This window comes from Pseudomonas sp. GL_093 (assembly GCF_057837605.1).
In genome coordinates, this window is record NZ_CM174448.1 from 3,600,840 (window position 1) to 3,617,643 (window position 16,804).

The 16,804-nt window shown below is 59.7% G+C and carries 15 protein-coding genes; 14 read left to right on the plus strand and 1 reads right to left on the minus strand.

Translation table 11 applies throughout. The annotated features are described in order from the left end of the window. Window positions 1–233 precede the first annotated feature (233 nt). The 10 genes from arnB to AC3IUE_RS16590 all read left to right on the plus strand — a co-directional run bounded on the left by arnB (window position 234) and on the right by AC3IUE_RS16590 (window position 11,338). Entirely contained in the window at window positions 234–1,382 is a 1,149-nt protein-coding gene (arnB, locus tag AC3IUE_RS16545) for a UDP-4-amino-4-deoxy-L-arabinose aminotransferase (protein ID WP_056745993.1), read from the plus strand. Next, window positions 1,379–2,398, plus strand: coding sequence for an undecaprenyl-phosphate 4-deoxy-4-formamido-L-arabinose transferase (gene arnC / locus AC3IUE_RS16550; protein ID WP_489262957.1), 1,020 nt, complete (start codon window positions 1,379–1,381; stop codon window positions 2,396–2,398). Before arnB ends, arnC begins: the two co-directional genes overlap by 4 nt. Further along, window positions 2,395–4,386 (plus strand): bifunctional UDP-4-amino-4-deoxy-L-arabinose formyltransferase/UDP-glucuronic acid oxidase ArnA, encoded by a 1,992-nt coding sequence (arnA, locus tag AC3IUE_RS16555; RefSeq protein ID WP_489262958.1) that lies wholly within the window; start codon window positions 2,395–2,397, stop codon window positions 4,384–4,386. The genes arnC and arnA overlap by 4 nt, the downstream gene beginning before the upstream one ends. Further along, entirely contained in the window at window positions 4,386–5,270 is an 885-nt protein-coding gene (arnD, locus tag AC3IUE_RS16560; RefSeq protein WP_489262959.1) for a 4-deoxy-4-formamido-L-arabinose-phosphoundecaprenol deformylase, read from the plus strand. The genes arnA and arnD overlap by 1 nt, the downstream gene beginning before the upstream one ends. Then, entirely contained in the window at window positions 5,267–6,916 is a 1,650-nt protein-coding gene (arnT, locus tag AC3IUE_RS16565; RefSeq protein WP_489262960.1) for a lipid IV(A) 4-amino-4-deoxy-L-arabinosyltransferase, read from the plus strand. Before arnD ends, arnT begins: the two co-directional genes overlap by 4 nt. Beyond that, window positions 6,913–7,257 carry a 4-amino-4-deoxy-L-arabinose-phosphoundecaprenol flippase subunit ArnE gene (arnE, locus tag AC3IUE_RS16570; RefSeq protein WP_046047010.1) on the plus strand — a complete coding sequence of 115 codons (345 nt, stop codon included), beginning with the start codon at window positions 6,913–6,915 and terminating at the stop codon, window positions 7,255–7,257. The genes arnT and arnE overlap by 4 nt, the downstream gene beginning before the upstream one ends. Then, window positions 7,254–7,655 carry a 4-amino-4-deoxy-L-arabinose-phosphoundecaprenol flippase subunit ArnF gene (gene arnF, locus AC3IUE_RS16575; protein ID WP_489262961.1) on the plus strand — a complete coding sequence of 134 codons (402 nt, stop codon included), beginning with the start codon at window positions 7,254–7,256 and terminating at the stop codon, window positions 7,653–7,655. Before arnE ends, arnF begins: the two co-directional genes overlap by 4 nt. Beyond that, complete coding sequence (locus AC3IUE_RS16580) at window positions 7,652–9,031, plus strand: UDP-glucose dehydrogenase family protein (RefSeq protein ID WP_489262962.1); 1,380 nt, start codon at window positions 7,652–7,654, stop codon at window positions 9,029–9,031. Before arnF ends, AC3IUE_RS16580 begins: the two co-directional genes overlap by 4 nt. Next, window positions 9,028–10,626 carry an ArnT family glycosyltransferase gene (locus tag AC3IUE_RS16585; RefSeq protein WP_489262963.1) on the plus strand — a complete coding sequence of 533 codons (1,599 nt, stop codon included), beginning with the start codon at window positions 9,028–9,030 and terminating at the stop codon, window positions 10,624–10,626. Before AC3IUE_RS16580 ends, AC3IUE_RS16585 begins: the two co-directional genes overlap by 4 nt. A 151-nt stretch (window positions 10,627–10,777) precedes the next feature. After that, window positions 10,778–11,338 carry a GNAT family N-acetyltransferase gene (locus AC3IUE_RS16590; protein WP_489262964.1) on the plus strand — a complete coding sequence of 187 codons (561 nt, stop codon included), beginning with the start codon at window positions 10,778–10,780 and terminating at the stop codon, window positions 11,336–11,338. Here AC3IUE_RS16590 and AC3IUE_RS16595 read toward each other — a convergent pair. Beyond that, on the minus strand, window positions 11,289–12,254 hold the full coding sequence (locus AC3IUE_RS16595) for a LysR family transcriptional regulator (RefSeq protein WP_489262965.1): 966 nt from the start codon (window positions 12,252–12,254) through the stop codon (window positions 11,289–11,291). The two genes, AC3IUE_RS16590 and AC3IUE_RS16595, sit on opposite strands and share 50 nt — an antisense overlap. Window positions 12,255–12,561: 307 nt before the next feature. Here AC3IUE_RS16595 and argH point away from each other — a divergent pair, with 307 nt between their 5' ends. The 4 genes from argH to AC3IUE_RS16615 all read left to right on the plus strand — a co-directional run bounded on the left by argH (window position 12,562) and on the right by AC3IUE_RS16615 (window position 16,671). Beyond that, on the plus strand, window positions 12,562–13,989 hold the full coding sequence (gene argH / locus AC3IUE_RS16600; protein ID WP_489262966.1) for an argininosuccinate lyase: 1,428 nt from the start codon (window positions 12,562–12,564) through the stop codon (window positions 13,987–13,989). Between the two features lie 150 nt (window positions 13,990–14,139). Then, complete coding sequence (locus AC3IUE_RS16605; protein ID WP_056745976.1) at window positions 14,140–15,018, plus strand: amino acid ABC transporter permease; 879 nt, start codon at window positions 14,140–14,142, stop codon at window positions 15,016–15,018. A 10-nt stretch (window positions 15,019–15,028) separates the two neighbouring features. Further along, complete coding sequence (locus tag AC3IUE_RS16610) at window positions 15,029–15,793, plus strand: amino acid ABC transporter ATP-binding protein (protein WP_033054778.1); 765 nt, start codon at window positions 15,029–15,031, stop codon at window positions 15,791–15,793. A 53-nt stretch (window positions 15,794–15,846) separates the two neighbouring features. Next, window positions 15,847–16,671 (plus strand): ABC transporter substrate-binding protein, encoded by an 825-nt coding sequence (locus AC3IUE_RS16615; RefSeq protein ID WP_489262967.1) that lies wholly within the window; start codon window positions 15,847–15,849, stop codon window positions 16,669–16,671. Window positions 16,672–16,804 lie beyond the last annotated feature (133 nt).

Below are 16,804 nucleotides of genomic sequence, written 5' to 3' on the forward strand. Positions count from 1 at the left end.
CCGACCGGTTTTTCATGTTCCTTTCACAAAATCGGGAATAACCTCAATGGATCCGGCCTGTCTCTTTGCGAGGGACCAACCTGCCGACCATCGCAGAAAATGTCAACCTATCTAAATCGTCAGGTATTTCGAGTAAGTAATTGATGCAGCTTTTGTTTTAGCGTCTACGCTTGCAATGGATCCAAAATTTTTTTAGCCTCACAGGCTATTCACTCTTCAGCCCCGAGGTGTCCATGAGTCAGGCTTTTCTCCCCTTCTCCCGCCCCAGTATCGGCGATGAAGAAATTGCCGCCGTAGAGCAAGTATTGCGCTCTGGCTGGATCACTACCGGGCCGAAAAACCAGGAACTGGAAGAGCAATTCGCCAACTACGTGGGATGCCGTCATGCCGTGGCACTGTCCTCGGCCACCGGCGGGATGCACATTACTTTACTGGCACTGGGAATTGGTCCGGGCGATGAAGTCATCACGCCGTCGCAGACCTGGGTGTCCACTGCCAACATGATCTGCCTGTTGGGCGCGACACCGGTGTTCGTCGACGTTGATCGCGACACGCTGATGAGTGACCTGGCCAGCATCGAAGCAGCGATCACGCCGCGCACCAAAGCCATCATTCCAGTGCATTACGCTGGCGCGGCGTTCGATCTCGATCCGCTTTATGCGTTGGCCGACAAACACGGCATCCCCGTCATCGAAGATGCCGCTCACGCCGCAGGCACCTTCTACAAAGGTCGTCATGTCGGCGCGAAAGGCACGGCGATCTTCTCGTTCCACGCGATCAAGAACATGACCTGCGCCGAGGGCGCCATGTTTGTCAGTGACGATGAAGCCCTGGCCAGTCGTGTGCGCATGCTCAAGTTCCACGGCCTCGGTGTCGATGCCTATGACCGCCTGACCCACGGCCGCAAACCTCAGGCTCAGGTCATGGAGCCCGGCTTCAAGTACAACCTGGCCGACATCAATGCCGCCATCGCCTTGGTGCAGCTGAAGCGACTGGACGAAATCAACGCCAAACGCACGGAGCTGGCCGGCACTTATTTGCAGCGACTGGAAGGTTTGCCGGTGCAACCCCTGGCCCTTCCAGCCTATGCGCAACAGCACGCCTGGCACTTGTTCATCCTGCGTATCGACACCGAGCGCTGCGGAATGGACCGTGAAGCGTTCATGAAGGCCCTGCAAGCGCAGAACATCGGCACCGGCATTCACTTCATCGCCACTCACCTCCACACCTACTACCGCCAGCGCTTCCCCAACATCTATCTGCCCAACACTGAATGGAACTCGGCACGGCTGTGCTCGATTCCGTTATTCCCCGACATGACCACCGATGACGTCGATCGTGTGGTCGGCGCTATTGAAAACGTTATGGACTCAAGCCTGTGAAACCTTACCCGATCCGTTGCGTGTCAATCGTCATCCCGGTCTACAACGAGCAAGACAGCCTGCCCGAGTTGCTCCGGCGTACTGAAGCGGCATGTCAGCAATTGCACCATGACTACGAGATTGTGTTGGTGGACGACGGCAGCCGCGACAACTCGGCGCAAATCCTCGAAGAGGCCGCCCATCGCGAGTGCAGCTCGGTGGTGGCGGTCATTCTCAACCGCAACTACGGCCAGCACGCGGCAATCATGGCCGGTTTCGAGCAGTGCAAAGGTGATGTGATTATTACCCTCGACGCCGACCTGCAAAACCCTCCCGAGGAGATTCCGCGGTTAGTGGCTCAGGCCGAGCTGGGTTATGACGTGGTCGCCACCGTGCGCAACAACCGTCAAGACTCGGCACTGCGCCGTTGGCCGTCAAAGCTGATCAACCTGGCCGTGCAGCGCTCAACCGGCGTCGCCATGACCGACTACGGCTGCATGCTCCGCGCTTACCGGCGAACCATTGTCGACGCCATGCTCGCCTGCCGTGAACGCAGCACCTTCATCCCGATCCTCGCCAACAGCTTCGCCCGGCACACCACGGAAATCCTCGTGCCCCACGCCGAGCGCGAACACGGGGAATCGAAGTACAGCCCCATGCGCCTGATCAATCTGATGTTCGACCTGATCACCTGCATGACCACCACGCCCCTGCGTTTGCTCAGCATCGTCGGCTTTGGCATGGCGGCCCTCGGCGTAGTGTTCGCCATTACGCTGATCGTGCTGCGCCTGGCCTTCGGCGCCCATTGGGCCGGCGACGGGACATTCGTGCTGTTCGCCGTGCTGTTCATCTTCACCGGTGGCCAGTTCATCGGCATGGGCCTGTTGGGCGAGTACCTGGGACGCATGTACGGTGACGTTCGCGCCCGCCCCCGGTTCTTTATTGAAAAAGTCCTGCGTAACCAACCCGCAGCCCCCGCTCCCGTTGTCACCGTTGACGGTCTCACCTCCATTTCTTCAGATCAGGTTCACTCATGAGTGCAAAAGCTGTTGTCTTCGCCTATCACGATATTGGCTGTGCCGGCATCGAATCCCTGCTCAACTCGGGCTTTGATATTGCCGCCGTGTTTACTCACCCTGATGATCCGAAGGAAAACGCGTTCTACGGCTCCGTTGCGCAACTGTGCGCACGCAAGGGCATCCCGGTGCACGCCCCGGAAGATGCCAACCACCCGCTGTGGATCGAGCGCATCAGCAAACTCAACCCGGATTACCTGTTCTCGTTCTACTACCGCAACCTGTTGAGCGAGCCGCTGTTGGCCACTGCCAGCAAAGGCGCCTTCAACCTGCACGGTTCGTTGTTGCCGCGCTACCGTGGTCGTGCGCCGGCCAACTGGGTGCTGGTCAACGGTGAAACCGAAACCGGCGTCACCCTGCACCGCATGGTCAAACGGGCCGATGCCGGCGCAATCCTCGCCCAGAAAACAGTGGCGATCGAGCGCAGCGACACGGCGCTGAGCCTGCACGGAAAACTGCGTCTGGCCGCTAGCGACTTGCTGCGTGACACACTACCGGCGTTGCTTCAGGGCAAAGTCAACGAAACCCCACAGGACGAATCCAAAGCCACGGTGTTTGGCCGCCGCACGCCAGCCGACGGCAAACTGGTCTGGAGCAAACCGGCGGAAGAACTGTTCAATCTGGTTCGCGCCGTTACCCAGCCGTACCCGGGTGCTTTCTGCGCCGTGGGCGAGCACAAGCTGATTGTCTGGAACGCAGAAGTCGCCCAAGGCAATGAAGGTCAAGCGCCTGGTCGCGTCATCAGTGTCGACCCACTGCGTATCGCCTGCGGCGAAGATTCCCTGGTGATCACCGCCGGCCAGCGCAACGACAACGGCCTGTACCTCAGTGGTCCGCAACTGGCCAACGAACTGGGCCTGGTGGACGGTTCCGTACTGCGTGGCGCCGAGTCCGGTCGCGCCCCGCGTCGCACCCGCGTGCTGATCCTCGGCGTCAACGGCTTCATCGGCAATCACCTGTCCGAGCGCCTGCTGCGCGACGACCGATACGAGGTGTATGGCCTGGACATCGGTTCGGATGCCATCGAGCGCCTGCGCAGCCATCCGAATTTCCACTTCGTCGAAGGCGACATCAGCATCCACTCCGAGTGGATCGAGTACCACATCAAGAAGTGCGACGTGGTCCTGCCACTGGTGGCGATCGCCACGCCGATCGAGTACACCCGCAACCCGCTGCGGGTGTTCGAGCTGGACTTTGAAGAGAACCTGAAACTGGTTCGTTACTGCGTCAAATACAACAAACGCGTGATCTTCCCGTCGACCTCGGAAGTCTATGGCATGTGCCAGGACCAGAACTTCGACGAAGACACCTCCAACCTCATCGTCGGTCCGATCAACAAACAGCGCTGGATCTACTCGATCTCCAAGCAACTGCTCGACCGGGTGATCTGGGCCTACGGCCAGAAAGGCCTGAATTTCACGTTGTTCCGTCCCTTCAACTGGATGGGCCCACGCCTCGACCGCCTGGATTCGGCGCGTATCGGCAGTTCCCGCGCGATCACCCAGTTGATCCTCAACCTGGTGGAAGGCACGCCGATTCGCCTGTTCGATGGTGGTGAGCAAAAACGCTGCTTCACCGACATTGCCGACGGCGTAGAAGCCCTGGCGCGGATCATCGACAACGACAACGACGCCTGCAACGGCCAGATCATCAACATCGGCAACCCGGACAACGAAGCCAGCATCCGCCAGTTGGGCGAAGAGCTGCTGCGTCAGTTCGAAGCGCATCCGTTGCGCGACAACTTCCCGCCGTTCGCCGGGTTCCGCGATGTCGAAAGCAAAGCGTTCTACGGCACCGGTTATCAGGACGTTTCGCACCGCAAACCGAGCATCGCCAACGCCAAGCGCCTGCTGGACTGGACCCCAACGGTTGAAATGAGCGAGACCATCGGCAATACGCTGGATTTCTTCCTGCGTGAAGCCATGCTCGAAATCGCGGACAAGCGCTGATGCGGGCAGGTCTGCGGATTGATGTCGACACTTACCGAGGCACCCGTGAGGGGGTGCCGCGGCTGCTGGAAATCCTCGATGAAGCGCAGGTCAAGGCGACGTTTTTCTTCAGTGTCGGGCCGGACAACATGGGGCGTCATTTATGGCGCCTGATCCGCCCGCAATTTCTCTGGAAAATGCTCCGTTCCAACGCGGCCGGCCTGTACGGCTGGGACATCTTGCTGGCCGGCACCGCGTGGCCCGGTAAACCGATCGGCCGTGATCTTGGGCATTTGATGCGTCAAACCGTGGCCGCCGGGCATGAAGTCGGCCTGCACGCCTGGGATCACCACGGCTGGCAGGCCAATGCCGGACGCTGGAGTGACAAGCAACTGATCGAGCACCTTCGTCGGGGCGTCGACACCCTCGCCGACATCCTCGGGAAAAACGTCGAATGTTCGGCGTCCGCCGGGTGGCGGGCGGACGAGCGCGTGATCGAGGCCAAGCAGGCGTTCAGCTTTCGCTACAACAGCGATTGCCGGGGCCAGAGCCTGTTCCGACCACGATTGGCCGATGGTGGTTTGGGTGCGCCGCAGATTCCGGTGGACCTGCCGACGTTCGATGAGGTGGTCGGCCCCAACGTGGCGGCCAAGGACTTCAACGCCTTCATTCTTGATCGCTTCAGCCCCGAAAAACTCAACGTCTACACGATCCATGCCGAAGTAGAAGGGATTCTGATGGCCAACGATTTTCGTCAACTGCTGGCCGATGCGCGCCAGCGAAACATCCGTTTTCAACCCTTGGGCGATCTGCTGCCCGAGGCCCCCGACACCTTGCCGGTCGGCCGGGTGCTGCGTGGCGCACTCGAAGGACGCGAAGGCTGGTTGGGAGTGCAAGGCGTATGAGCAAGCGCTGGGCATTGCCGTTGTTACTGGTCATCTTCTCTCTGGCGTATCTGCTGCCGCTGGGCAGCCATGGCTTATGGATTCCCGACGAAACCCGCTACGCCCAGATCAGCCAGGACATGCTCCTGAGCGGCAACTGGGTGTCGCCGCACTTCATGAGTTTGCGTTATTTCGAAAAACCCGCGGCCGGCTACTGGATGATCGCCGCGAGCCAGGCACTGTTTGGCCAGAACCTGTTCGGCGTGCGGTTTGCCTCCGCCCTGAGCACCGGGCTGAGTGTGTTGCTGTGTTACCTCATCGCTCGCCGGATGTGGAGCGATCCACGCAAGAGTTTTGCCTGCGCGCTGTTGTACATGAGTCTCACCGTCATCGCCGGCGCGGCGGGCTACGCCAATCTCGATCCGCAATTCACGTTCTGGGTCAATTTGAGCCTGGTCGCTTTGTGGTTTGCGCTGGACAGCGTCGACCGCACCCAACGCCTGATCAGTTGGGCCGGGTTAGGCCTGGCCTGCGGCATGGGGTTCATGACCAAGGGTTTCCTCGCCTGGTTATTGCCGGTGTTGATCGCCCTGCCCTGGATACTCTGGCAAAAACGCTGGCGTGAGCTGCTGATCTACGGGCCGCTGGCGATTGTCGTGGCCATCGCCGTCAGCTTGCCTTGGGCCTTGGCGGTGCATGGCCAGGAGTCCGATTACTGGCGGTTCTTCTTCTGGCACGAACACATCCGCCGTTTTGCCGGGGACGATGCCCAGCATGACGCCCCGTGGTGGTACTACTTGCCGTTACTGGTTGCGTTCAGCCTGCCGTGGGTGGCGCTGTTGCCACCGGCGCTCAAGCAAGCGTGGCAAACACGTCGTCAGTCGAATATCGCTTTCCTGTTGTTGTGGCTGTTGATGCCGCTGCTGTTTTTCAGCCTCAGCAAAGGCAAATTGCCGAGCTACATCCTGCCGTGCCTGTTGCCGTTGGCGTTGCTGCTGGGCCACGCACTGGTGGACCGCTTGAAGCTTGAGCAAGGCCGGGTACTGGGCATCAATGGTCTGCTGAACCTGCTGCTGGGCCTGACGATCCTGGTGGCCCTGGTCTACCTGCAACTGAAAAAACCGCTCTACAACCATGAACTGCACAACCTGGTGCTGGTGTTTATCGGTCTGATCGGCTGGATCATGGCCAACCTGTTGCAAGCCTTCAGACCTTTGCAATGCTGGGCGGCGCCGGCCTTCGGCAGTCTGCTGCTGATCGCCTTGTTGCCGGCCGGGCTGCCCGAGTCGGTGGTCGCCAACAAGATGCCCGATCAATTCATCCTCGAACATGCCCAGGAACTCGGCCAGACCGATCAGTTGCTGAGCAACGACCTAGGCGCCGCCGGGGCGCTGGCCTGGCGTCTGAAACGCCCGGACGTGGCGTTGTACAACACGATAGGCGAATTGAAATATGGCCTCGCCTATCCTGACGGCGCACAGCAGCAAGTCGACCCGCGCCAGGTTCAAGCGTGGATGCGCGATGCCCGCCAGAGCGGTTCGGTCGGCGTGGTCATGCGCATCAAGGGTGACGACGAACTGCGCGAAATCGAACTGCTGCCCAAGGATGGCAAGCGTTATGAACAAGGCAACATTGTGATTCTGATTTTTCCTCAGGAGGCGTCATGAGCCTGTTACTGCTCTTGGCCGCCTGCCTGCTGACCTGCCTGGGCCAGATCGCCCAAAAATACGCCGTTGAAAGCTGGCGCGACAAGGCGTCGGGCTGGGCTGAGAAACTGCGCTCGCCGTGGTTGTGGCTGGCGCTTGCCTCTCTGGGATTGGGCTTGCTGGTGTGGCTGCTGGTGTTGCAGCGCCTCGAAGTCGGCATTGCCTACCCGATGCTGAGCCTCAATTTCGTACTGATCACCTTGGTCGCCCGCTTCGTTTTCCACGAAACCATCGACCGTCGCCACTGGTTGGGTGTGGCGCTGGTGATCGGTGGCGTGGTGCTGCTGGGGCAACACACATGAACCTGCGTCGCGGAATTACCTTCGCGCTGGGCAGCGTGCTGCTGGTCAGTGCCGCGCAATTGGGCATGCGCTGGAGCATGAGTCGCCTGCCATCGCCCGAGCACTGGCTCACCACCAGCATCGATCTGAGCGCTGTCGCCGTGGTGCTGGTCGCCATTTTCGCTTACGCCCTGTCGATGCTCTGCTGGCTCGCCGCCCTGCGGGATTTACCGCTGGGCCGGGCCTATTCGCTGCTGAGTATCAGCTACGCGCTGGTCTACCTGCTGGCCGCCAGCCTGCCGCTGTTCAACGAAGCATTCAGCCTTTCAAAAACCATCGGGGTGGCCCTGGTCATCCTCGGTGTCATTACCATTAACTCTCGGCCTGCTCGCTCGCGCGAACTCAGGAGTGCCCCATGAAAATCACTGTATTTGGTAGCGGTTACGTTGGTCTGGTGCAAGCCGCCGTCTTGGCTGAAGTTGGCCACGACGTGGTCTGCATGGACATTGACGAGAAGAAAATCGAACTGTTGCAACAAGGCCACGTGAGCATTTTCGAACCGGGGCTGGCCAGCCTGGTGCGCGAAGGCCTGGAAGGCAAACGTCTACAGTTCACCACCGACGAAAAACTCGCGGTGCAGCATGGCCAGGTGTTGTTTATCGCGGTCGGTACACCGTCCCGGGACGATGGTTCGGCGGACCTGCGTTATGTGCTGTCGGTAGGAGAAGCCGTGGCGCGTCATCGTGAACAACCGGTGATTCTGGTGGAGAAATCCACGGTGCCGGTGGGCACGGGTGACACCTTGCGTGCGCATATCGACAAGTGCCTGATCAAGGTCGGCCGCTTGCTGCAGTTCGATATCGTCTCCAACCCGGAATTTTTGAAAGAAGGCTCGGCCGTGGCCGATTGCCGACGCCCGGACCGGATCATCATCGGCTGCGAACGCGATGAGGTGCGTGACGTGATGCGTGACCTCTACGCGCCCTTCAACCGCAATCATGACCGGGTCATGTTCATGGACCTGCGCAGCGCCGAGCTGACCAAATACGCCGCCAACTGCATGCTGGCGACCAAGATCAGCTTCATCAACCAGATCGCCGAACTGGCCGAACACCTGGGCGCCGACATCGAATCGGTGCGCCTGGGCATCGGCGCCGATTCGCGCATCGGCTATCACTTCATCTACCCCGGTTGCGGTTATGGCGGCTCATGCTTTCCCAAGGACATGCGCGCGCTGATCCACAGCGCTGAAGAGGCGCATTGCTCCAGCGATCTGCTGCAAGCGGTGGAAGCGATCAACGAGCGTCAGAAGCACAAGCTGTTCGAGCGCATCAACGCGTTCTACAAGGGCGATTTGCGCGGCAGGACCTTTGCCGTGTGGGGGCTGGCGTTCAAACCGAACACCGACGACATGCGCGATGCACCGAGCCGGGTGCTGCTGGAAGCGCTGTTTGCCGCCGGGGCCAACGTCCGCGCGTTCGACCCGGAAGCCATGCAGGAAACCCAGCAGCTGTATCCCGATGAACCCAAGTTGATGCTCATGGGCACCCCGGAGTCGGTATTGTCCGGCGCTGACGCGCTGATCATCTGCACCGAATGGCAGCAGTTCAAGGCCCCGGATTTCAGCCTGATCCAACAGCGGCTCAACGCACCGGTGATCTTCGACGGACGCAACCTCTACGACGCCGATCGCCTGGCTCGTGCCGGCTTCAAGTACTTCCCGATGGGCCGCGGTGAATCGCGCAATCTGCCGATTCCGCATCAGCAGTGGCCCGCCGCCTCGGTCATCGCTTGATTACGACATCACCCGGTATCCGCCGACAGTCTCTATGCATAGGGCTGTTGGCGCTGCTGCTGTTCAGCGCCGGGGTGTATCAGCAGACAGTGATCGGCTTCGATTCGCGCTTCGTGCTGTTTGCTCAGGAAATGCTGCGCTACGGGCCGTCCGTTTTTCCGACGACCTATGGCCAGCCGTATGCGGACTATTCGGCGCTTTCGACGCTGTTCACCTGGCTGCTGTCGCTGCCGTTCGGGCAGGTCAACAGTTTGACTGCCTGGTTGCCGAGCGCCATTGCCGGGGCGGTGATCGTCACGTTGATGTACCGGCTGCTGGCGCCCTACTCCCAGCGCTGGGCGTTGCTGAGCATCGCCCTGATGATGCTGACCAACACCTTTGTCACCGAAACCCGTGCCGTGTCCCTGGATTTGATGCTCGCGGCGGTGGCGTTTTCAGTGTTCTACCTGGGTTATGCCGCCGATCATTTCGCCGCAAAGCGCCGGTGGTTGCTGATCTTTGCCTTGTTGTTGCTGGGTTTCGGGATTCGCGGGCCGATCGGGCTGGTGATTCCCACGGGCATGCTGTGCAGCTATTTCTTGCTCAATCGTCAATGGCAGCATTTTTTTGGTTTTGGCTTGGTGGCCGCCGTACTGCTGGCAGTGTGCATTGGCGTGCTGCTGTGGCTGGCGGAAACCATCGGAGGGGCGGACTTCATGCACGACGTGGTCCGCATGCAGTTCATGGGGCGCATGGACGGTAGCGAAGGCGTCAGCGGTTCGCTGTACTACTTCACCAGCTCGGTGGGCAACTATGCGCTTGCGTATCCGTTGGCGTTGCTGGTACTGGCCGCGGTCTGGCTGACAAGTCCGCGGCAGGCGGGTCCTGCGTTGCGCCTGTTGCAGTACTGCACGGCAGCCGGCCTGATCGTGATGGTCGGGCTCTCGATCCCCCAGGCAAAAAAAGCCCGCTACCTGCTGCCGATGTTGCCCATGGCGGCGATCATTGCGGCGTATCCGTTTCAGGTAGCGCAAGGTCGGGTATTCGAGTGGTTGCGGGGGTTGATGCAAGGGGTGTGGCTGGTGGTCCCTGCCCTGTTGATCGGCGGACTGCTGGTCGCCCAGCGACGGTTTCCCGATGAACTGACGACGCTAACTTCGATACTGATCATCCTCGGCGTGCTGCAAGTCATTGCCCTGGCGGTGCTTGTGCGACCGCGCTGGCGGGCGCAAACACTTGCCTTTTGCGCAGTCCTGGCGCTGTGGTCGGTGTATGTTTTGGTGTTCGAGCCGGTCGAACGCCGGCTCTACGACACCCGGACCTTCAGCCGCGCGGCATTCGCACTTGTCCAGAAAGACCCGGCGCCGCTGGTGCTGCACGCCATGGGTAAAGACGCCAAGGCGATCAAGTTCATGGTCAATATCGATCAGGACTTTCGGCCGGTATTCACCGAATCGACCCAAGAATTGGAAAGCCTTCAGGGGCCGCATTGGCTGATGATGGATGAAATCGACTACCGCGCCCTGCAGGGCACGCCTTTGGGTGCGTTGTCGCCCGTATTGAGCGGGCGCTTCGACAAAAACGATTTCGTCCTGCTTCACCTCAACCCCTTGTAGCAGCTGCCGAGCCTGCGAGGCTGCGTTCGGCGACGCAGTCGTCGCAAGGCCTGCGCATGAGGTCTTCCTGGAACACCGCGTTGCCTGGGTTCACGACGACTACGTCGCCGAACGCAGCCTCGCAAGCTCGACAGCTGCTACAGTCGCCCGCATGAATTTCACTATTCGCCGTGCCCAACTTGCCGACGCCGCTGCCCTCCCCGCCATCGAGCGTTCGGCGGCTGAACTGTTTCGCTGCGACCCTTCGCTGGCCTGGCTTGCCGATGCGCAGGTGACCGATGCCGAACAACATCAACGGGCAATCGAGACGGATGAGGTTTGGGTCACGCAATCCCTTGATGGCGTACTTATGGGGTTTCTCAGCGCTGTTGAAGTCGACAACGAACTGCATATTCAGGAACTGTCCGTCAGACAACGCTTCCAGGGCCGGGGAGCGGGTCGCAAGTTACTGTTAACCGCGGTTGAGTATGCCCGGGATCGAGAACTCTATGGTCTGACGCTGACCACGTTCCGTGACTTGCCGTGGAATGAACCGTTTTATCAGGGCATGGGCTTTGAAACATTGAGCCCTGCACAATTGGGTCCGCGATTAGCGACTGTATTAAACGACGAAGTCGCCCACGGCTTACCCGGTGAACGGCGGTGTGCGATGCGTTTGCGCCTTAGAGCGGCGCCTTCAAATCAACCCCCAACGCCTGGGCAAACGCCTTGACCAACGGACTGCGCACGGTGTTGTGGCGAAGGATCAGGTTGAACGGTGTGACGATGTTGATGAGGTCCGGGCGCACCGCCCGGAACTGCCCCTGTTCCACCAGCGACGCGGCGTAATGTTGGGGAAGAAAACCCACGAAACGCCCGGTCTTGATCAACAATGCCACCGCTTCGACCTGGGTGGCCGAGGCGGAAAAGCTGTCGTAGTGGGCAAAATTCAGTTTGTCGCGATGGATCGCATAGCGGTGGTTGATGCACTCGTAATCCTTGAGCACATGACTGCCGATTTCTGCGTCCGGCACCGAGAACAATGGATGACCGACCGCGCAATAAACTTCGGAGCGTTCTTCATAAAGCCCGTAGTAATCAAACTCTTCGCGCTTCTGATAAACCGGCACGATCCCTGCCACTAATCGCCCCTCTACCACGCCTCTTTCCACCTCATCCAGCTGAGAGGCTTGAAGTTGGAACCTGACTTTAGGCGAAGTCTCATTAATTATTCTAAGTGCAGCAACTAACGGCGAATTAACATCGGAAATCGTATTATCAATAACCCCCACGCCAAGGTCACCGATCAGTTCGTTTTGCGCTGAACTAAGCCGATCACGAAAGTTGTCGACCGAGGCGAATAAATCAATCGACGCCTGATACACCAGACGGCCCTCTTCGGTCAGGTGAAAACCCTCGCGACCTCGGGTGCACAGGCGCATGCCGATGCGGATCTCCAGGTCGGAGATCTGTTTGCTGATGGCTGCCAGTCCCACATTCAACTCGTTCTGGGCGGCACTGAAGCCGCCGGCCTCGACCACGGCCTTGAACACTTTGAGCAATTTGAAGTCCAGACCGCTGAGGGTCAGCGGTGCCCGATGGCTCGTTTTCAACGGCGGGTTTCCGGAATTGGAAAGTGGGGTTTCCATAATGCCTATTTACCTCTGGCGCCCTATTCAACAACCTGTGTCCAACAACAAAAATAGTGCTGGTAAATAATAATGACCACAGAAAACCAGGCTTGGCAACCGCTAATAAATCCCGCACATCAGTGCCAACTCACTGAATTCGAACTATTAAAAGCTGACACTTCGATCAGCTCTCGCAACGATGCAACTGCGCTTTTCCCCTGCCCTTGAATAATGTTTAGGCCAAACCACGCCCAATTGATTTGTGGCGAGTGTTTCAGGCCCGGCACACCGATTTCAGTTCGCTTTACCGACGAGGAAAACAACAATGTCTCAAACCACCGACCGTCTCTGGGGTGCTCGCTTCAAAAGCGGCCCGTCCGAAGCCCTGGCGGCCTTGTCCCGTTGCCCCGAGCGCTACTTTCGCCTCACCCCGTATGACCTCGCCGGTTCCAAGGCACATGCCCGTGAATTGCAGCGCGCCGGGCTGCTGAGCGAACAAGAAACCCAAACCATGCTCGACGCTCTTGAGCGCATCGGTGATGACTTCCGCGCCGGCAGCATCGCACCGACCCTGGACGACGAAGACGTCCACACCTTCATCGAACGCCTGCTGACCGAACGCCTCGGCGCCCTCGGAGGCAAGCTGCGCGCCGGCCGTTCACGCAACGACCAGACCGCCAACGACCTGCGCCTGTTCCTGCGTGATCACGTCCGCACCTTGGCCGTTGAAGTGCTGGCCCTGCAGCAAGCGCTGGTGGATCAGGCCGAGCAACACATCGAAAGCATCTGCCCGGGGTTCACTCACCTGCAGCAGGCTCAACCCATCGTTTTCGCTCACCACTTGCTGGCCCACGCCCAATCGATGTTGCGTGACGTGCAACGGCTGGTGGACTGGGACGTGCGCACTTCGCTGTCGCCACTCGGCGCGGCGGCCATGGCCGGTTCCGCCATCGCTCGCCTGCCGCAGCAGTCGGCCAAGGAAATGGGTTACAGCGGCGTGTGTGAAAACTCCATCGACGCCGTGGCCAGCCGCGATCACGTTGCCGAGTTCCTGTTCATTGCCAGCATGCTCGGGATCAACATTTCCCGCCTCGCTGAAGAGTTCTGCCTGTGGTCGTCGCGGCAGTTTCGCTGGGTCGCACTGGACGATGCCTACGCCACCGGCAGTTCGATCATGCCGCAGAAGAAAAACCCGGACATTGCTGAACTGGCCCGCGGCAAGGCAGGTCGCCTGATCGGCAACCTGACCGGCCTGCTCTCCACCCTCAAATCCCTGCCGCTGTCGTACAACCGCGACTTGAGCGAAGACAAAAACGGCGTGCTCGACAGCGTCGACACCCTGTTGCTGGTGTTGCCCGCCATGGCCGGAATGGTCGCGACCATGAAGGTCAACGTCGAAGAGCTGCGTCGTCAGGCGCCACTGGGCTTCACCCTCGCCACCGAAGTCGCCGACTGGTTGGCCATGCGCGGCGTGCCGTTCAAGGAAGCCCACGAAATCACCGGTGCGCTGGTCCAGGCCTGCGAGAAACACGACATCGAATTGTGGGAAGCGTCCCCGGCATTGTTGGCCGAGATCGATCCACGCCTGACCGCAGAAGTGCGCGAGAGCCTGACCCTCGAAGCCGCCATCGCCGCCCGCAGTGGCTGGGGCGGCACCGCGCCGCAACAGGTGCGCGAGCAGATCGGCCGCTTGAAAACCGCGCTCGCTGCTCAGCAAGCGTGGACCGAGAACTATCAGGGTTTCCGGCTTTAAGTCAGCACACAGAACCTGTAGGAGCGAGCCTGCTCGCGATAGCGGTATGACATTCAACACCCCTGTTGCCTGACCCGCCGCCATCGCGAGCAGGCTCACTCCTACAGGGATTGTGGTTGGCTTGAATGACCAAGTGTACGGAGAAACAACATGAGCCAGACTCAGGCAGAACGACTCCAGTCGGAGCGCAAACTGGCGGAAAACCAGTTCGATATCACCCAGTACCACCATGTGCCACGGCGTTACTACGGGCGGATCTTCTTCGCCACCGTCATCGTCATTGCGATTCTCGGGTTGGTGCGGGCCTTCGCCGAAGGCAAGATCGAATGGTCCTACATCGGCCAGTTCCTCACTTCCCAGGCGATCATGTGGGGTTTGCTCAACACCATCGTCATGGCGGTGCTGGCCATGGCGCTGGGCATTGTCTTCGGGGTGATCACCGCGATCATGCGCATGTCGGCCAACCCGATCCTGCGCTATGTGGCGGTGACCTACACCTGGCTGTTTCGCGGTACGCCACTGATTCTGCAACTGCTGTTGTGGTTCAACCTCGCGCTGATCTTCCCCACCATCGGCATCCCCGGCCTGTTCGAAATGGACACCGTGAGCCTGATGACGCCGTTCGTGGCTGCCCTCCTCGGCTTGAGCATCAACCAGGGCGCCTACACGGCCGAAGTGGTGCGTGCCGGCCTGCTGTCGGTGGACACCGGCCAGTACGAAGCCGCCAAGTCGATCGGCATGCCGCGCCTGCAAGCGCTGCGCCGGATCATCCTGCCCCAGGCCATGCGGGTCATCATTCCGCCGGTCGGTAACGAGTTCATCGGCATGGTGAAGATGACCTCGCTGGCGAGCGTCATCCAATACTCGGAACTGCTCTACAACGCCCAGAACATCTACTACGCCAACGCCCGGGTCATGGAGCTGCTGATCGTCGCCGGTATCTGGTACCTGGCCACCGTCACCGTCCTGTCCTTCGGTCAAAGTCGTCTGGAGCGTCGTTTCGCTCGCGGCGCCGGCAAGCGTTCTTGAGGAGTTCAACATGAGAAGCATCGTCAAGGCCGTGAGCCTGAACAAGTACTACGACCATTTCCACGCCCTCAAGGACATCAACATCGAAGTCGAGCAAGGCGAAGTGCTGTGCATCATCGGCCCGTCCGGCTCCGGCAAAAGCACCTTGCTGCGCTGCATCAATCAGCTGGAAAAAATCGACAAGGGTGGCCTGTGGGTCGACGGCGAACTGGTGGGTTACCGGATCGTCGGCAACAAACTGCACGAGCTCAACGAATCGCAGATCGCCCGTCAACGCCTGTCCACCGGCATGGTGTTCCAGCGTTTCAACCTGTTCCCGCACATGACCGTGCTGCAAAACATCATCGAAGGGCCATGCCAGGTGCTCAAGCGTTCGCCCAAAGAGGCGCACGAAGAAGCCGTGGAATTGCTCGCTCGCGTCGGCCTGGCCGACAAGCGCAACAGCTACCCGATCGAACTCTCGGGTGGTCAGCAACAACGCGTCGCCATTGCCCGTGCACTGGCCATGCGGCCCAAGCTGATGCTGTTCGATGAACCCACTTCGGCACTCGACCCGGAACTGGTCGGTGAGGTGCTGTCGGTGATGCGCGACCTCGCGCAGACCGGCATGACCATGATCGTCGTCACCCATGAACTGGGCTTCGCCCGCGAAGTTTCCAACCGCATGGTGTTCATGGACGGCGGGCAGATCGTGGAGGCTGGAAGCCCCGAAGAAATACTAATAAGTCCGCAAAACCCGCGCACCCAAAGCTTCATTTCTGCCGTTCGAACCTAAGTGCCGTGCTTGGAAAACAAGAGCCGCCTCACAACACTCATAAGAGAACGACCATGAAGAACTTCGTTATCCCAGCAGTACTCGCAGGCGTTATGTCTTGCGGCGTCACCTTTGCCGCCGAGTTGCCGGCGAGCATCAAGGCCAAGGGCGAGATCGTCGTCGCGATCATGCCGAACTACCCGCCGATGGATTTCAAGGACCCGGCCACCAACACCCTCACCGGGCTCGACTACGACCTGGGCAACGCCCTGGCCGAACGTCTGGGCGTGAAGATCAAATGGCAGGAAACCGGCTTCGAGCAAATGATCAATGCGCTGACCACCGACCGCGTGGACATGGTGCTGTCGGGCATGACCGACACCGTCGAACGGCAGGCCAGTGTGACCTTCGTCGACTACTTCACCAGCGGTCCGCAGTTCTACACCTTGCAGAAGAACAAGGATTTCAACGAAATCACTGATCTGTGCGGCAAGAAAGTCGGTACTAGCCGACGTACTACTTTCCCGGCGGAAATCGCTGAATACAGCAAAGCCAACTGTGAAGCCGCCGGCAAACCGGCCATCGTGGTGATTGGCACCGAAGGTTCGGCCGATGCCCGTGCACAACTGCGTCAGAGCCGTATCGACGCCGCCATGCAAGGCAGCGAGACCTTGTCCTACCTGAAGACTCAGGAAAAGGACATGTACAAGACCGTGGGCCAGCCGATTTCCGTGCAGTTCTCCGGGATGGGCGTGAGCAAGAAAAAGCCTGAGCTGAGTGAGGCGGTGAAGGTCGCGTTGCAGAGCATGATCGATGACGGCACCTACCAGACGATCCTGAAGAAGTGGGATCTGGAGTTGGGTGCGATCAAGACTGTGACCATCAACGCCGGCAAATAAACCTGTAAGGGATGAATGTAGTACCTGTGGGAGCGAGCTTGCTCGCGATGAGGCCATGCCAGTCAACATTGATGTTGAATGACACACCGCTATCGCGAGCAAGCTCGCTCCCACAGGGTTCGGAGTGCACTTA